Origin of the sequence: Brevibacillus sp. 7WMA2 (assembly GCF_010748895.1) — a bacterium.
In the GTDB taxonomy this organism is placed as follows: Bacteria; Bacillota; Bacilli; order Brevibacillales; family Brevibacillaceae; genus Brevibacillus_B; species Brevibacillus_B halotolerans.
This window is the reverse complement of record NZ_CP048799.1, coordinates 2,613,068-2,628,353: the sequence shown is the minus strand read 5'-3', so window position 1 is coordinate 2,628,353 and position 15,286 is coordinate 2,613,068. Positions and strand designations below refer to the sequence as shown.

14 protein-coding genes are annotated in these 15,286 nt (G+C 42.8%); 12 read left to right on the top strand and 2 right to left on the bottom strand.

Annotation, left to right across the window (positions count from 1 at the left end; all coding sequences use genetic code 11):
* The 7 genes from GOP56_RS10615 to GOP56_RS10585 all read left to right on the top strand — a co-directional run bounded on the left by GOP56_RS10615 (position 1) and on the right by GOP56_RS10585 (position 7,644).
* Positions 1-633 (top strand): GNAT family N-acetyltransferase, encoded by a 633-nt coding sequence (locus tag GOP56_RS10615; protein WP_003339843.1) that lies wholly within the window; start codon positions 1-3, stop codon positions 631-633.
* Between the two features lie 21 nt (positions 634-654).
* Entirely contained in the window at positions 655-1,215 is a 561-nt protein-coding gene (locus tag GOP56_RS10610; RefSeq protein WP_163245546.1) for a glycerol-3-phosphate responsive antiterminator, read from the top strand.
* 182 nt (positions 1,216-1,397) lie between these two features.
* On the top strand, positions 1,398-2,108 hold the full coding sequence (locus tag GOP56_RS10605) for an MIP/aquaporin family protein (protein WP_163245545.1): 711 nt from the start codon (positions 1,398-1,400) through the stop codon (positions 2,106-2,108).
* Positions 2,109-2,165: 57 nt separating this feature from the next.
* Positions 2,166-3,674 (top strand): glycerol kinase GlpK, encoded by a 1,509-nt coding sequence (gene glpK, locus GOP56_RS10600; protein ID WP_163245544.1) that lies wholly within the window; start codon positions 2,166-2,168, stop codon positions 3,672-3,674.
* 175 nt (positions 3,675-3,849) lie between these two features.
* Entirely contained in the window at positions 3,850-5,514 is a 1,665-nt protein-coding gene (locus GOP56_RS10595; RefSeq protein WP_121472719.1) for a glycerol-3-phosphate dehydrogenase/oxidase, read from the top strand.
* Positions 5,515-5,624: 110 nt separating this feature from the next.
* Entirely contained in the window at positions 5,625-6,569 is a 945-nt protein-coding gene (locus GOP56_RS10590; protein ID WP_163245543.1) for a metallophosphoesterase, read from the top strand.
* A gap of 181 nt (positions 6,570-6,750) precedes the next feature.
* Entirely contained in the window at positions 6,751-7,644 is an 894-nt protein-coding gene (locus GOP56_RS10585; protein WP_163245542.1) for a PhzF family phenazine biosynthesis protein, read from the top strand.
* A gap of 131 nt (positions 7,645-7,775) precedes the next feature.
* On the opposite strand, the gene GOP56_RS10580 is transcribed toward GOP56_RS10585, so the two are convergent.
* A complete protein-coding gene (locus tag GOP56_RS10580) occupies positions 7,776-9,218 on the bottom strand; it encodes a MocR-like pyridoxine biosynthesis transcription factor PdxR (protein ID WP_163245541.1) in 1,443 nt (480 codons plus the stop codon).
* A 175-nt stretch (positions 9,219-9,393) separates the two neighbouring features.
* Here GOP56_RS10580 and GOP56_RS10575 point away from each other — a divergent pair, with 175 nt between their 5' ends.
* From GOP56_RS10575 to qoxD, 5 genes are all read left to right on the top strand, one after another.
* Positions 9,394-10,425, top strand: a complete 1,032-nt coding sequence (locus GOP56_RS10575) for an aldo/keto reductase (RefSeq protein WP_163245540.1) — start codon at positions 9,394-9,396, stop codon at positions 10,423-10,425.
* 370 nt (positions 10,426-10,795) lie between these two features.
* Positions 10,796-11,662, top strand: coding sequence for a cytochrome aa3 quinol oxidase subunit II (gene qoxA / locus GOP56_RS10570; RefSeq protein WP_163245539.1), 867 nt, complete (start codon positions 10,796-10,798; stop codon positions 11,660-11,662).
* 52 nt (positions 11,663-11,714) lie between these two features.
* Positions 11,715-13,664, top strand: coding sequence for a cytochrome aa3 quinol oxidase subunit I (gene qoxB, locus GOP56_RS10565; RefSeq protein WP_163245538.1), 1,950 nt, complete (start codon positions 11,715-11,717; stop codon positions 13,662-13,664).
* Entirely contained in the window at positions 13,661-14,263 is a 603-nt protein-coding gene (gene qoxC / locus GOP56_RS10560) for a cytochrome aa3 quinol oxidase subunit III (protein ID WP_163245537.1), read from the top strand. The genes qoxB and qoxC overlap by 4 nt, the downstream gene beginning before the upstream one ends.
* On the top strand, positions 14,260-14,544 hold the full coding sequence (qoxD, locus tag GOP56_RS10555) for a cytochrome aa3 quinol oxidase subunit IV (protein WP_096887459.1): 285 nt from the start codon (positions 14,260-14,262) through the stop codon (positions 14,542-14,544). Before qoxC ends, qoxD begins: the two co-directional genes overlap by 4 nt.
* A gap of 95 nt (positions 14,545-14,639) precedes the next feature.
* Here qoxD and GOP56_RS10550 read toward each other — a convergent pair whose 3' ends face one another.
* Positions 14,640-15,215: a hypothetical protein gene (locus GOP56_RS10550; RefSeq protein ID WP_163245536.1), complete on the bottom strand. Its 576-nt coding sequence runs from the start codon at positions 15,213-15,215 to the stop codon at positions 14,640-14,642.
* Between the last annotated feature and the right edge of the window lie 71 nt (positions 15,216-15,286).

Genomic DNA, 15,286 nt, shown 5'->3' with positions numbered 1-15,286 from the left:
ATGGCTCAGATCGTACCTGTGTTGAAACAAAGCAAAACGGATCGTATTATTTCATTTCGTTCACCGACAGCAAAGGATGCTTCGAGGATTCGCAAGCATTACGAGCGAGTCTTTCATGACAATCCCTTTATGCTCACCTCTGGAGAGGAATTTATCGCAAATGATGAGCAAGTCGCCGCTGGTATTGATACCTTCTGGAATGATCCTAACAAAGTGGCCTTTATCGCAGAATGTGAGAAGGATTTAATAGGAATTATGACCGTCACGCCAAGAGAAACGAAGAGAGTACAGCATGTAGGCATGATTGCTTTAACAATTAAAGAAGAGTGGCGGGGGCAAAGAATTGGCGGTCTTTTTTTTGAAGTCATGCTAGAGTGGGCAGAGGCACATCCTGTAATTGAAAAGCTTTCGGGTGAAGCATTTGCACATAATGAAAGATCCCTTCGTTTACTCAAGAGCTTTGGGTTTGTAGAAGAAGGAAGGAAGATCGCAGAAGTCAAATATCCTGATGGTACATATGTAGACACGATTTTTATCGCTAAATCGGTAAAAGGCAATGAGAAAGCGTTGTGCTGTGAATCCAGTGTTGCATCATCGAAAAATCCTGTTACAATGATGCATGATAGTTTTTGATACAGGATGTGAAGTGTTTACATGGATTTTTTACATCAGAAAGTGTTGCCGGCAGTTCGGCAGATGAAGGATTTCGAGGCACTGCTTAAAAGTCGTTTTGAATATTTAGTATTGTTGGATAGCCATGTGGGGCAATTAAAGCATATCGTTCAGATGTCGAAAAAGCATAATAAAAAAATGCTTGTACATGTTGATCTTATCCATGGCTTACGAAATGATGAATATGCAACTGAATTTTTATGTCAGGAAATTCGACCAGCCGGTGTGATTTCCACGCGCAAGAGTGCCGTATTAACCGCCAAGAAAAATAAAGTTCTAGCAATCCAACGATTATTTTTGCTGGACACTACAGCGCTTGAAACAAGCTACCGTCTTTTGGAACAGACACAGCCTGATTATATCGAGGTATTACCTGGCATTATGCCGCATATTATTGCCGAAGTATATGAGCGTGTGAAAATTCCTGTGCTTGCGGGTGGGTTAATCAGAACTGTGGAGGATGCTGAGTGTGCCTTTAGTGGTGGGGCTGTTGCGGTAACAACATCGCGAAAAGAGATTTGGCACCATTATGGGAATAAATAAAACTTTTCCGATTTCCTGATAATTCATTGTTGACAGAATTATCTTTTGTTTGCTTAAATGAGTTATAAAGTTAATCAGGTGACGGAGAATCGGAGACCCACAGAGGCTTCCCTATCGTATAATAGGGATTGTTTCCTGTGGGTTTTTTTGTTGTCTGTCAAGCATAAAGGGGGATACAGAGAATGTCGCCATTTGTAGGTGAATTAGTTGGGACTATGCTTTTAATTATTTTGGGGGGCGGTGTCGTAGGAGGGGTTGTCCTCCATAAATCAAAAGCTCAGCATTCAGGATGGATTGTCATCACGATTGGCTGGGGGTTGGCAGTTACGATGGGAGCGTATGCTGTTGGGGGAATAAGTGGTGCCCATCTGAATCCAGCCCTTACGATTGCGTTGGCCACCATTGACAGATTTGCATGGGCGGACGTACCGTTGTATATCGTGGCACAAATGATCGGAGCCTTCTTAGGAGCCGTGATTGTTTGGCTGCACTATCTGCCTCACTGGAAGCAAACAGAGGACAAGGGTGCGAAACTGGCTGTTTTTGCAACTGATCCAGCCATTCCAAATACGCTAGGGAACCTTTTAAGTGAAATCATAGGTACTTTTATTTTAGTCTTTGGTATTCTTGCGATTGGAGCGAATAAATTTGTAGATGGATTAAATCCGTTTGTCGTAGGACTTTTAATCATTAGCATCGGGGTATCCCTTGGTGGCACGACAGGGTATGCCATTAACCCGGCAAGAGATTTAGGACCACGTTTGGCCCACTTTCTGTTACCGATTGCTGGGAAAGGAACATCCAACTGGAGTTATGCTTGGATTCCGGTTGTCGGACCCATTATAGGGGGAGTATTGGCAGCGCTGTTCTATAAAATCGTATTTCTTGCTTAGACTAGATTAGACTAGAGAAAAAATACTTCAATAACAGGGAAGAGGGATGAGTTTCATATGGAGAAAAAATATATTTTGTCATTAGATCAAGGCACATCTAGCTCACGTGCCATTCTGTTTAATAAGCAAGGACAGATTGTTGCCATGGCACAGCGAGAATTTCCGCAGCATTTTCCACAGCCAGGATGGGTAGAGCATAATGGCTTTGAAATCTGGGGTTCTATTTTAGCTGTCATTGCAGAGGTTCTATCCACCTCCAATATTAGCCCGAAGGAAGTAGCGGCTATTGGAATCACGAATCAACGTGAAACTACGATTGTTTGGGATAAGCATACAGGCAAGCCAGTATATAATGCGATTGTTTGGCAATCCCGTCAAACATCCGAGATATGCGAAGAGTTAAAGGCCCAGGGCTATTCAGATTTAGTACGGGATAAAACAGGCTTAGTGATCGATGCTTACTTCTCAGGGACGAAATTAAAATGGATTTTGGATCATGTAGAAGGAGCCCGTGAGAAGGCAGAGAAGGGTGACTTGCTGTTTGGAACCATTGATACATGGCTGATTTGGCGCCTATCAGGTGGGGAGAGTCATGTGACTGATTATTCGAACGCTTCCCGAACACTTCTATATAATATCTATGAGCAACAATGGGATGCTGAGTTATTAGCCATGCTCGATATTCCTAAGTGCATGCTACCTGAGGTTCGACCATCATCAGAAGTGTATGCGCTTACAGCGTCGTATCATTTCTTTGGCGAACAGGTACCTATTGCTGGTGCGGCGGGAGATCAGCAGGCAGCTTTATTTGGGCAGGCATGCTACGAGATGGGGATGGCAAAAAACACCTATGGAACAGGTTGCTTCATGCTTATGAACACAGGAGACAAGGCAGTTAAATCGGAAAGTGGACTACTAACGACCCTCGCATGGGGCATCGATGGTAAAGTCGAGTATGCGCTAGAGGGCAGTATTTTTGTTGCCGGCTCGGCTATCCAATGGCTGCGTGACGGGCTTCGGATGTTAAAGTCAGCGGCTGAGAGTGAGCAATATGCACAACGAGTAGAATCGACTGAAGGGGTATATATGGTTCCAGCCTTTGTTGGACTAGGTACACCATATTGGAAGAGTGACGTGCGAGGAGCTGTATTTGGATTGACGCGCGGGACAGAAAAGGAGCATTTTATCCGGGCCATTCTTGAATCGCTTGCGTATCAAACAAAAGATGTCCTTTCTGCCATGGAGGCGGATTCAGGGATTATTTTAAAAGCCTTGCGTGTAGACGGTGGGGCCGTGAGAAATAATTTCTTGATGCAATTCCAAAGCGATATCCTTGGCGTTCCAGTAGAGCGACCTACTAATAGCGAAACGACAGCATTAGGAGCGGCTTATCTAGCTGGTCTAGCTGTTGGATTCTGGGAAAGTCGTGAGGAGATTGCCTCTGTTTGGCAGATTGATCAGCGCTTTGAGGTACAGATGGGGGAAGAGGAGAGAAGGAAATTATATCGTGGATGGAAAAAAGCAGTAGAAGCAACAATGGGCTTCCAAGTACCGTCTATCGGTTGAAGCAGGTAGCAATCTACGCTATACTTTTATTATCAAATGAAACAAGTTAATATCGGTCGGAGAATTGGAGTAGACCACAGCAGGTCCTTTTAAATAAGAAGGATCTTGTTGTGGTCTTTTTTTATTCACCTGACGAAAAAATACGTTCGTTATTATGCACAGGAGAGTGAATGAGATGACAAAGCCATTTTCAAGCTTATCTAAGAGACAAATATTGCGTGATATACAGGCACAGGAATATGATCTGCTGGTGATCGGGGGCGGAATCACGGGAGCTGGAATAGCACTGGATGCACAAGTACGTGGGATCAATACTGTTTTGATTGAAATGCAGGATTTTGCTGCTGGGACCTCTAGTCGTTCGACAAAGCTCGTTCATGGAGGCTTGCGTTATTTAAAACAACTGGAATTGAAGCTGGTTGCCGAGGTAGGACGAGAACGAGCAATCGTGTATGAAAATGCGCCCCATGTCACCACGCCAGAATGGATGCTGCTTCCCATGATAGAAGGGGGAACATATGGTAAATTTGCTACATCAATCGGCTTACGAGTTTATGACGCATTAGCAGGGGTCAAGAAAAGTGAGCGCCGTATCATGCTCAACAAGGAACAGACGCTGGCCAAAGAGCCGCTACTAGCCAAGGAAAAGCTAAAAGGTGGAGGTTATTACGTAGAATACCGGACAGATGATGCTCGCCTTACGATGGAAGTAATGAAGGAAGCGGTGCGACGGGGAGCAACAGCTATCAATTATATGAAAGCAGAGGACTTGTTGTATGAGAATGGCAGGGTATATGGAGTGATGGCTATTGATCAGTTCAGTGGTGAGAAAATTACGATTCGTGCTAAGAAAATCATTAATGCGGCGGGTCCATGGGTAGATACCATTCGAGAAATTGACGGCTCGAAAAAAGGGAAGAGATTGCATATCACAAAGGGTGTTCATCTTGTCATAGACAAAAAAAGATTTCCATTAAACCAAGCGATTTATTTTGACACACCTGATGGCCGCATGGTGTTTGCCATTCCCCGAGATAATAAGACCTACGTAGGAACAACGGATACGAACTATCAGGGAGACATTGCTAATCCCAAAATGACTGTAGAGGATCGTGACTACATTCTTCGTGCGGCTAATTTTATGTTCCCATCGCTTAAACTAACAGGAGCAGATGTAGAATCCAGTTGGGCAGGCTTACGCCCATTGATACACGAGGATGGCAAATCCCCGTCAGAGCTTTCGCGTAAGGACGAGATTTTTCTGTCTGAATCAGGTCTATTAACAATTGCAGGCGGGAAGCTGACTGGGTATCGCAAAATGGCTGAGAGAATTGTTGATCTACTAGTGGAGCAATTCAAAACAGACGGGCAAGGCAATTATCCATGTTGTACAACCGATAAAATTCGTTTATCTGGCGGCGACGTAGGCGGAGCTGACAAGTTTGAGTTATTCAAGACGGAAAAGATAAAAGAAGGCGTCTCAATCGGTCTATCTGAGTGGGAAGCAGAGCAGTTAGTTGCTCGCTATGGGTCAAATGTATCTCAGATTTTCTCACGAATAAGCGAATGTGAGGCAGAAAGAGCGGAAGCGGGATTGCCTGCACAGGTTTTTGGCCCCCTTATGTATGCGATAGAAGAAGAGATGGCAATGACTCCAGAGGACTTCTTTGTTCGTCGTACAGGAGAACTTTATTTTCATATACAAGGGGTTAGAGATTGGAAGGAGCCAGTTATTGCTTATATGGCTAAAAAGCTAGGGTGGAGCACAGAGGAAACAGCTACTCACAAAAAACGTTTAGAGCAAGTAATCCATGACGCCGTTATTCCACTCAGTGAATGACAGCAGGGCTTTTGTTTCGAGTAGAAAGAGCTTAGGTAGCAAGCGATTCGTTCTTTTGTCATCTCTGTGTAACATAAGATTGGTAGAGTAATAGAGAAAGGGGTGGGAATATGCTTGGAGAAATCCTTTCGCTAACCATCGTCAAATATTGCCTCTCTATATTACTTATACTAATCATTTTAGGCGTAGCTGGTTTGATATACGCTGCATACGTGGAGCCAAAGTCCGTGGTGATAACTCGTCATCAGTTAGAAATTTCAAGATTGCTCGATAAGAAGCAGGGGCTTACAATCGTCCAATTTAGCGATACACACGTAGGTCCCCACTTTTCGCTAGCACAATTAAAAGAGGTTGTTACCCTCATTAATGAACAGAAGCCTGATCTGATTGTGTTCACAGGTGATCTTTTGGATCGGGTCAGGAGCTTTAAAGAAAGCAAGGACGAATTGATAGCCATTCTAGCAGAATTGAATGCTCCCCTTGGTAAATTCGCAGTGTATGGAAACCATGATCATGGCGGTGGTGGGAGTGAATATTACCGACAAGTGATGGAGCAAGCTAACTTTGATTTACTTGTCAATGATGTGAAAACGATTGCGTTAACAAATAATAAAGCGATTACCATCGCTGGCTTAGATGACTTTTTACTTGGCAAACCAAAGATAGAGGAGACATTAGGACGGCTTGATCAAACAGAGCGGCTTACTTATCAGAAAGAACAGACTTTATCCACTCAATTGCCCAGCTCTACTTCACCTCTTGCAGAGAATCTCGTCATATGTCTCGTTCATGAGCCTGATGTTGCTGATCGGATCGTTAGCTATCCGGTTGATCTGCAATTATCAGGGCATAGCCATGGCGGACAAGTGCAGATTCCTCTGCTGGGGCCTGTGATCACTCCTTCTTTAGCTCGAAAATATAAAGAGGGTCTATACCAGCTTCGCCAAGGGAATCACACGATGCAAGTATACGTGAATCGAGGCATTGGGACGACAAGATTACCAATTCGTATGGGAAGTAGACCAGAGATTGCTATTTTCAACTTGGAAATATAGCACAGAGTTTTATTGGACGCCGGGAAGGCCCTTGTTGCTATTGATGGCATGTAACAAAAACCCTTGTCCATTGGGCTTATGCGAGCATAAGGGTTTTCATTTTTCATCCTATTATAAAAAAGAGAGCCGTGTTAGAATCAGGAATAGATATTTTCTTACTGATTCCTGAGGAGCTGTTACAATGAAGACAATACAGGTTTATCACTATGATGCCTTTAGCACGCAACCTGATAAAGGAAATCCAGCAGGTGTAGTCTTTACAGGTAATGAACTGACGGAAAAAGAAATGCAAGAGGTAGCACAAAAGGTAGGGTTTAATGAAACGGCTTTTGTACTTGCTTCAGACGTTGCTGACTTTAGAATTCGTTATTTTACACCAGGACATGAAAATAATCTCTGCGGTCACGCAACCATTGCTACGATTTATGCGCTAAAGTCTACAGGACAATTAGGGGATAAAAATCATCTAACCATTGAAACAAAAGCAGGAATATTACCAATAAAAATGGAGATGGGCACAGATGATAAACGGTATATTACGATGAAGCAGGCAGCTCCGCAGTTTGAGGATTTTACAGGGTCTCAGGAGGAGCTAGCAGACTCAATCGGTCTTACAAGCGACGATATCGAATCTGATTTACCGATCAAATACGGAAGTACAGGTATTTGGACCCTGCTAGTACCTATAAAAAAGCTGAGTGCCTTTACAAAAATGAAGCCTGCTAATGCACGCTTTCCAAGTGTGTTACAGGAAATGCCAAAAGCATCTGTTCATCCATTTTGTCTGGAAACGTATGATTCTCAAGCACACATGCATGGACGCCATTTCTCCTCGCCGTTTTCAGGTACAAGGGAGGACCCTGTGACAGGCACGGCTTCAGGCGTGATGGGAGCCTATTATGCTCAATATATAAGCGATGATTTTGATACAAAACTACGTCTCGTGATCGAACAAGGTCAGGAAATCCAAAAGGACGGTAGGGTAGAGGTAACCATTCGTAAACATCATGAAACGTATGATGTTGAGATTACGGGTACGGCCGTTTATGTGAAAGCATTCGAAATCTCTATCTAAGACAGAGCAGTCGGGGAAGGATTAATTCTCTCCCCCGACTGCTTTTTTGTGTGCATGTACGAATGCTAAGACAGCGTGAATACATACAAAGTAATCATCTGTATGGAAGTAAGCAGATGGTAACGAATCTATTATGTACTTTTTTTGACATTACGTAAGGCGGTTGAAAAACGAGAGACAGCTTCATGAATCTGGTCATCCATCACGCGACCAAAAGTAAAGCGAACATAGCCCTTTTGTGTACCGAATACACTTCCTGGAACATACACAACCCCTTGCCTGATAGCCTCCTTGACTAATTGCTGCTCGTTAACATTTTCCTTTATTCTGCACCAAATGTGAATCCCGCCCTCAGGTGCCAGAAACTCTACCTGATCCTCAAGCTGATCATATAAGGAAAACGTCATTTTATCCTTGTTAATCGCGAGTGAGTTTTGAAGCTTGTGTAAATGGGCGGGGAAATCCTCAGACGATAAAAACTTGGTTGCAAGCCATTCCGGTATAATACTATGTCCAAAATCGATTTGCTGTTTGGCGTCTGCTAAACGTTCAATAACCGTTTGCGGGCCAAATATCCAGCCAATGCGCAGACCAGATGCAACAATTTTGCTTAGAGAACTGACATAGAGAACCGTACCATTTTCATCAAGCGATTTTAGTGTTGTAGCTTGTGTGTTATCAAAGGCTGTTAGACTGTATGGATCATCCTCAATGATCGGTATGCCTAAGTCAGAGGAGATTTCTAGAACCCGCTTTCGACGCTCTACGCTTAAATATGACCCATTCGGATTTTGAAAATTGGGGTTAAGAAAGACCATCTTTATACGATGCTGTTTATGTAACTCTACAATATCATCTGGATTAATCCCGTTATCATCAACAGGCAGTAGGAAGGTTCTTAGTCCTGCTGATCTAAATAACGGCAAAGAATAACAATAGGAGGGGTCTTCAATTGCAACTGCATCGCCTGGCTGCAATAAGCACTGAACAATCAGGTACAGAGCTTGCTGGGCCCCGGAAGTAATTAATATAGATGATGGTGTTGCAGAGATATTCCGCGATTCCTTTAAGTGTAAAGCGATGGTTTCACGTAGCTTCAGGTTACCCTGTGGATGGTCGTAACCTACGTGATAAGTGAAAGTTTCATTGGACATGATGCTTTGAAAATAGGAGGAAGCAGATAAATCAGGTGATAGCTCCCCGCTTGCCAGATCGATCAAATCAAGACCAAAAGTCTCTTTTCGTATGGAACGCATCATTGCTGTGTTTGGAAGAAATGACCCTGTTTCAATCAGTTTCTCCCAGTTTGGAATGCGCTTGCGAGATGCTCCCCAGATATCCCGGCTTACAATCGTCCCTTTTCCCCGTAAGCTTTCCACAATACCGGAGGCACGCAATTCTTCATAAGCAGCTACAATGGTCGAACGATTTACATCTAATTCCTTGGAAAGTAAACGTTCGGAAGGAAGGATTGTACCTGAAGGATATTCTCCATTCGTAATACGTTGTTCAAGATATTGTGAAATTTGCTTATATATAGGGATTCGACTTTTACGATTGGGTTGCCATTCCATACAAGATTTCACTTCCTTTCAAGTCATTTAGGCGTGTGGATGGTCATAATAGGCTGGGACTGGACGGTTCCTTTCAGATCATACGTTTTTATAATGAAAAAATAGCTCTTTATGTTACTAAAACATATTATACCTATTCTTACAATTATCAGGCATGCTGAGAGGAGAGAAGATTATGAAATATCGCAAGTTTCCGGGTACAGATTCTCTAGTATCTGAGATTGGCTTTGGGGTATGGACGGTAGCAACCAAATGGTGGGGTGTAACCGATCGAGGTGTGGGAGAGAGACTTCTCCAGTCTGCCTACCACGATTATGGAATCACCTTTTTTGATACGGCGGATGTCTATGGCGATGGCTATGGGGAGGAAATCATTGCAAAGACATTAGGGAATGTGCGTGATAGGATATTTATAGCTACGAAATTTGGATATGATATCTACCAAAACAGGGGGGAGAGAAAAGGGCACGCAGAGCTTCCCCAAAACTGGTCTACAAAGCATATTATGCTAGCCTGTGAACAGAGCTTGAAACGGCTTCATACAGATTATATTGATTATTACCAACTTCACAATCCTCGGATGGAGGCCATCCAAAACGATGAGATCATAGAAGCTCTGGAACAATTAAAAGCTCAAGGGAAAATTCGTCATTATGGAACGGCGATGGGACCCGATCTAGGCTGGAAAAATGAATCCTTGGAGGCATGGAAAAGAGGGTATGAAGCGGTGCAGGTCATCAACAATATAGTCGAGCAGGAGCCGGCTAGGGATTTATTACAGGTAGCAGCAGAAGAGGCACGAGCATTAATCATACGCATCCCGCATGCCTCCGGACTGTTGGATGGTACGTATGACCCTAATCAGCATTTCAGTAAATCAGACCACAGAGCCCATCGTCCTGTGGAGTGGATGAGAGCGGGCAATGAGGTAGTGAATGAAGTAAAGGCTAAAGGGATATTTGATTCTGAAAAGCGTACATTGGGACAGTTGGCGATCCAGTTTTCGCTCTATCACTCCTCTGTTCTCTCTGTAATACCGAATATGACGAGTGAGGAGCAACTAAGAGAGTTTGCACTAGCTTCAAAGACTACTCCTCTTTCCAAAGAAGAATACGAGCAATTGGAGCTACTCTGGGTAAACGGATATGGCGAGCGTTTACGTCAACCTCTATCCGATTCTAGTAGTAAACCGGCTCCTAAACAGTAGGATACTTCATTTTTTGAGCGTGTGTCTCTTCTGGCACCCGTTGTGGCGCTACATGGCGGTGGTCGGACTAGCGTTATCAAAAGGATCATATAGCTTTAAAAAACAAGTCTCAAAGATTGACGAGAGCTCTCCTCTGTCAATCTTTGAGGCTTCTTTGTCTTGTTATTGTGTTGTGAAGTAAGCGTTAGTAACGTTAAAGGTTAATTTTGTGACTATTTCTTGTCGGTATTGTTGCAAAGTATTGAACATGGATGAGGGAAATGGTTTCAGATTGGATGGCGACTTTTTAGGGTTCGTTCATTAGGATAGGAATGTGGATTGGTGGTTATCAATTTTAAAAATCAACAGGAAAGGGGTATTCGATAAAAAAATGAAATGGGCTCTTTATACTTTCATTTTCGCTGCGTTTTCATTACTTACAGGCTGTGGTGACAGACTACTGGTTTTAGACCCAAAAGGACCTCAAGCCCAAACTCAAGCCGACGTAATTATGATCTCCATTTGGACGATGTCGTTTATTGTTGTTGTAGTTATTGCTCTTTTTGTATTTATGGTCACAAAATATCGGGCCTCTAAACAAAAAGAAGAATATGAGCCTCCCTATATAGAAGGGAATCTGGTTGTAGAAATGGTTTGCGTGGGGATTCCAGTACTCATCGTCATTATTCTTTCTGTGATCTCTGTGAAAAGCAATTATATTGTGGAGTCAAGACCACAGGGATATGAGGATAAAAAACCGTTAGTTATTTATGCTTCAAGCTCCAATTGGAAGTGGCATTTTAGTTATCCACAAGAAAATATCGAAACGGTCAATTACCTACGTATCCCTATAAATCGACCTATTGAATTTAAGCTTTATTCCTATGGACCGATTACTAGTTTTTGGGTTCCGCAATTAGGAGGACAAAAATATGCCATGGCAGACATGGTTACAACCTTACATCTAGCCGCAGATGTACCAGGCGATTATATGGGACGAAATGCAAATTTTAGTGGAAAAGGCTTTGCTGAAAATACATTCAATGTTGAGGCAATAACGGAAGCGAAATATGCGAAATGGGTGGAAGAGGTGAAAAAAACGGCTGAACCTCTTACGGAACAAAAATTCAATACATTGCTAGAGCCGGGGCATGTTGGACAATCCACCTATACGGGAACACATTTAGAGTTTAGACCAGCTCCAGAAGGTGCAAATGGCGGGCATCACCACCATCATGGTACAGCTCGGGACGAGTAGTTTCCTACGTTTTCCCCATAAGACAATTATTTTAAAAAGGAGCCACAATAGTATGGACTACTTTACGAAATTCGCCGTTCCTCATCCCAGCCCTGCGATTTATGCATCGATGGTTGCCATTATTCTGACTATGCTCGGGATCATCGGAGCACTGACCTATTATAAAAAATGGGGCTATCTCTGGCGGGAGTGGTTAACGACGGTGGACCACAAACGGATCGGGATTATGTATCTCATATCAGCTCTGTTGATGCTATTTAGAGGTGGCGCTGATGCGATCATGATGCGCGCTCAGACAGCCGTACCAGAGAATACCTTGCTCGATGCTCAGCACTATAATGAAATATTTACAACACATGGGACTGTGATGCTCATCTTTATGGCAATGCCATTCATTTATGCATTAATGAACTTTGTCGTCCCCTTGCAAATCGGGGCTCGTGATGTAGCGTTCCCAAGGTTGAATGCACTAAGCTTTTGGTTGTTTTTTATGGGTGCGATGCTATTTAACATTTCGTTTGTCATTGGAGGTTCCCCGGATGCAGGCTGGTCTGCTTATTTCCCGCTGGCAGGCAATGAATTTAGTCCATCGGTCGGTACCAACTATTATGCGCTAGCTCTCCAAATCTCTGGACTTGGTACCTTGATATCCGGTATTAACTTTATCGCTACGATTCTTAAAATGAGAGCACCTGGTATAACACTGATGAAAATGCCTATGTTTACATGGTCCGCTCTCGTCACGAACGTAATCGTAGTTTTTGCATTTCCTGTATTAACAGTGGCACTGATCATGATGACAATGGATCGGCTATTCGGAACACACTTCTTCGCATCGACGAATGGCGGTATGGATATGCTTTGGGCGAATTTATTTTGGGTGTGGGGACATCCTGAAGTTTATATCTTAGTGCTTCCTGCTTTCGGTGTATATAGTGAGATTATTTCAACCTTTGCACGCCGCAATCTGTATGGTTATAAATCAATGGTTGCTTCTATGGTGATCATTTCACTGCTCTCCTTTTTAGTTTGGACACACCATTTCTTCACAATGGGACAGGGAGCGTTAACAAACAGTATCTTCTCCATTACAACAATGGCCATAGCTGTTCCTACGGGGATTAAAATATTTAACTGGCTGTTCACTCTTTGGAGGGGCAAAATTGTTTTCACTGTTCCGATGCTTTATTCTTTAGGCTTTATTCCGATTTTCTTAATTGGCGGGGTAACTGGGGTTATGCTTGGAATGTCAGCAGCTGACTACCAATATCATAATACGATGTTTTTAGTAGCTCACTTCCATTATGTCATCATACCTGGTGTTGTATTTGCCATGATTGCTGGCCTTACTTACTGGTGGCCAAAAATGTTTGGTTTTATGCTGAATGAAAGAATTGGCAAGTGGGCGTTCTGGGTTATTGCCATTAGCTTTAACGTGGCATTTTTCCCGATGTTTCTCTCTGGTTTAGACGGACAAGCTCGACGTATGTACACCTATTCTGAATCAACAGGCTTTGGACCCTTGAACTTTATTTCGTTCATTGGAGCACTTGGCCTGCTAGTGGGCTTTGTGCTACTTGTTTATAACATGTACTGGAGTATTCGCTTTGCTCCAAGAAATATAGAGGCCGACCCATGGGATGCACGTTCTCTTGAATGGGCAACTCATAATCCCGTACCAGCGTATAATTTTGCTATTACACCGCAAGCTCAGTCAATAGAAGCATTCTGGGATGCTAAGAAAAAAGGCCATCCCCTGTTTCAGGGTACCTATAAAAAGATTCATATGCCAAATAACAGCGGTGCTCCGTTTCTTTTGAGCTGTATCTTTTTTGTATGGGGCTTTGCCTTTGTATTTTCTATGTGGAATGTAGTAATGCTTGCAACCATTGGAATTTTTATTTGCCTGACTCACCGATCATTTGAGCAGGACGACGGTTATTACATCTCGGTTGATGAAATAGAAGAGACCGAAAATAGATTGCGAGGTGCAATGAAATGAAAATAGATCACTCGCTACCGCTTGAGTACAGTACAGAACAAAACTCCTTAAACATTCTAGGATTTTGGATTTTCCTGGGGGCTGAGATTGTACTGTTTGGAACGCTGTTTGCTTCTTATTTCACCCTGGTCGATCGTACTGGAAACGGCCCTACTGGAGCCGAAATTTTCGAAATTACGCCTGTGCTGGTTGAAACGATTTTGCTTTTAACAAGTAGCTTTATCATTGGCCTTGGCATTCATGCCATGCGTATCGGCAACAAAAAAGCAATGCTTACATTCTTTGCGATCACATTGCTGCTTGGGCTTGGATTTTTAGGTGTCGAAATCTATGAGTTTCTTCATTACGATCACATTGGAGCGGGGTTGCAAACTAGCGCATTTACAGCGATTCTATTAACAACATTGGGAACCCATGGAGCCCACGTTTCCTTTGGATTAATTTGGGGATTCTATATCATCATGCAGGTTAGGAAGCGAGGATTGACTCCTCAAACAGCGAATAAATCATTCATTTTCTCACTGTACTGGCATTTCTTAGACGTTGTGTGGATCTTTATTTTTAGCTTCGTCTATCTGAAAGGAATGATGGTAACATGAGAGAATTATTCCCTCGCAAACAGGTAATCGGCTTTGGTTTCTCGCTGATTCTTACTGCATTGGCCCTGACCGTTTATTTCTTTGCTATGTCATTTGCAGTTGGGATGACGATTCTGCTTGTAACGGCGTTCATTCAAGCTGCCGTTCAGCTCGTTGTCTTTATGCACACAGGTGAGACAGGAGACAAAATATCCATCTATACCAATCTCTATTACGCATTATTTATAGCGCTTGTTACAGTCTTTGGAACTCTGCTATGCATGATCTGGGGGTACCAGTGATCTGTTCGTAATCAAAACATAAAAAAGGAGCCTAATCTTGCTGGATCGGGCTCCTTTTTTCTCCTTGAACACGAGGTTGGTTGATCTGTATTGCCTTACTGCTTTTCCTTCAATCGATAGGTCTCGAAAAACTCTTGTTTAGCGATGCGATATACTTCTGAATAGTCCAATGGCGATACGAGATAGTCGCCTTCCTTAACGATCATTTTCTCTTCCCAAGCTGCAAGAAAATAAAATTCCTTGGTCGGGATGTTGGCTTCTTTTAGCAGGTCCGAGGTTACTTCAATCGCTTTAATTTCTCCGATAGCTTGATACTCTTTAAAACCATCTTTTGCTTTTCCGATTTGTTTATATCTTTTCGCGAACTTGTCCGGTTTTAAGATGTACATCTCTTTAGCTTCGGTTTGATTTTTCACAATCATATCCTTAGCCGCGGCGGTATTTTCTGTTTCGACACCATCTTTTGTGATGGTTGCAATTTTTTCGCCTCCTACTGCTTCTTTGGCAAAAACGCGAGTAAATTTTTCATAGGTAGGTGCTTTTTCTAGTTTAGGCTGTAAAAGTGAAATCATGTCCTGTTGCGAAATAGGGTCATTTTCGGTAGAACGGAGGGGGTCACAAGCAGTTAACAGAAGCATAAGGGCAAATAAGGCAACTATCATTTTTTTCATAGATGTACCTCCTAGGGTTATGATTTGTCATTTCAAGACTATCGTACCTATAAGGAATAAACAATAAGTAT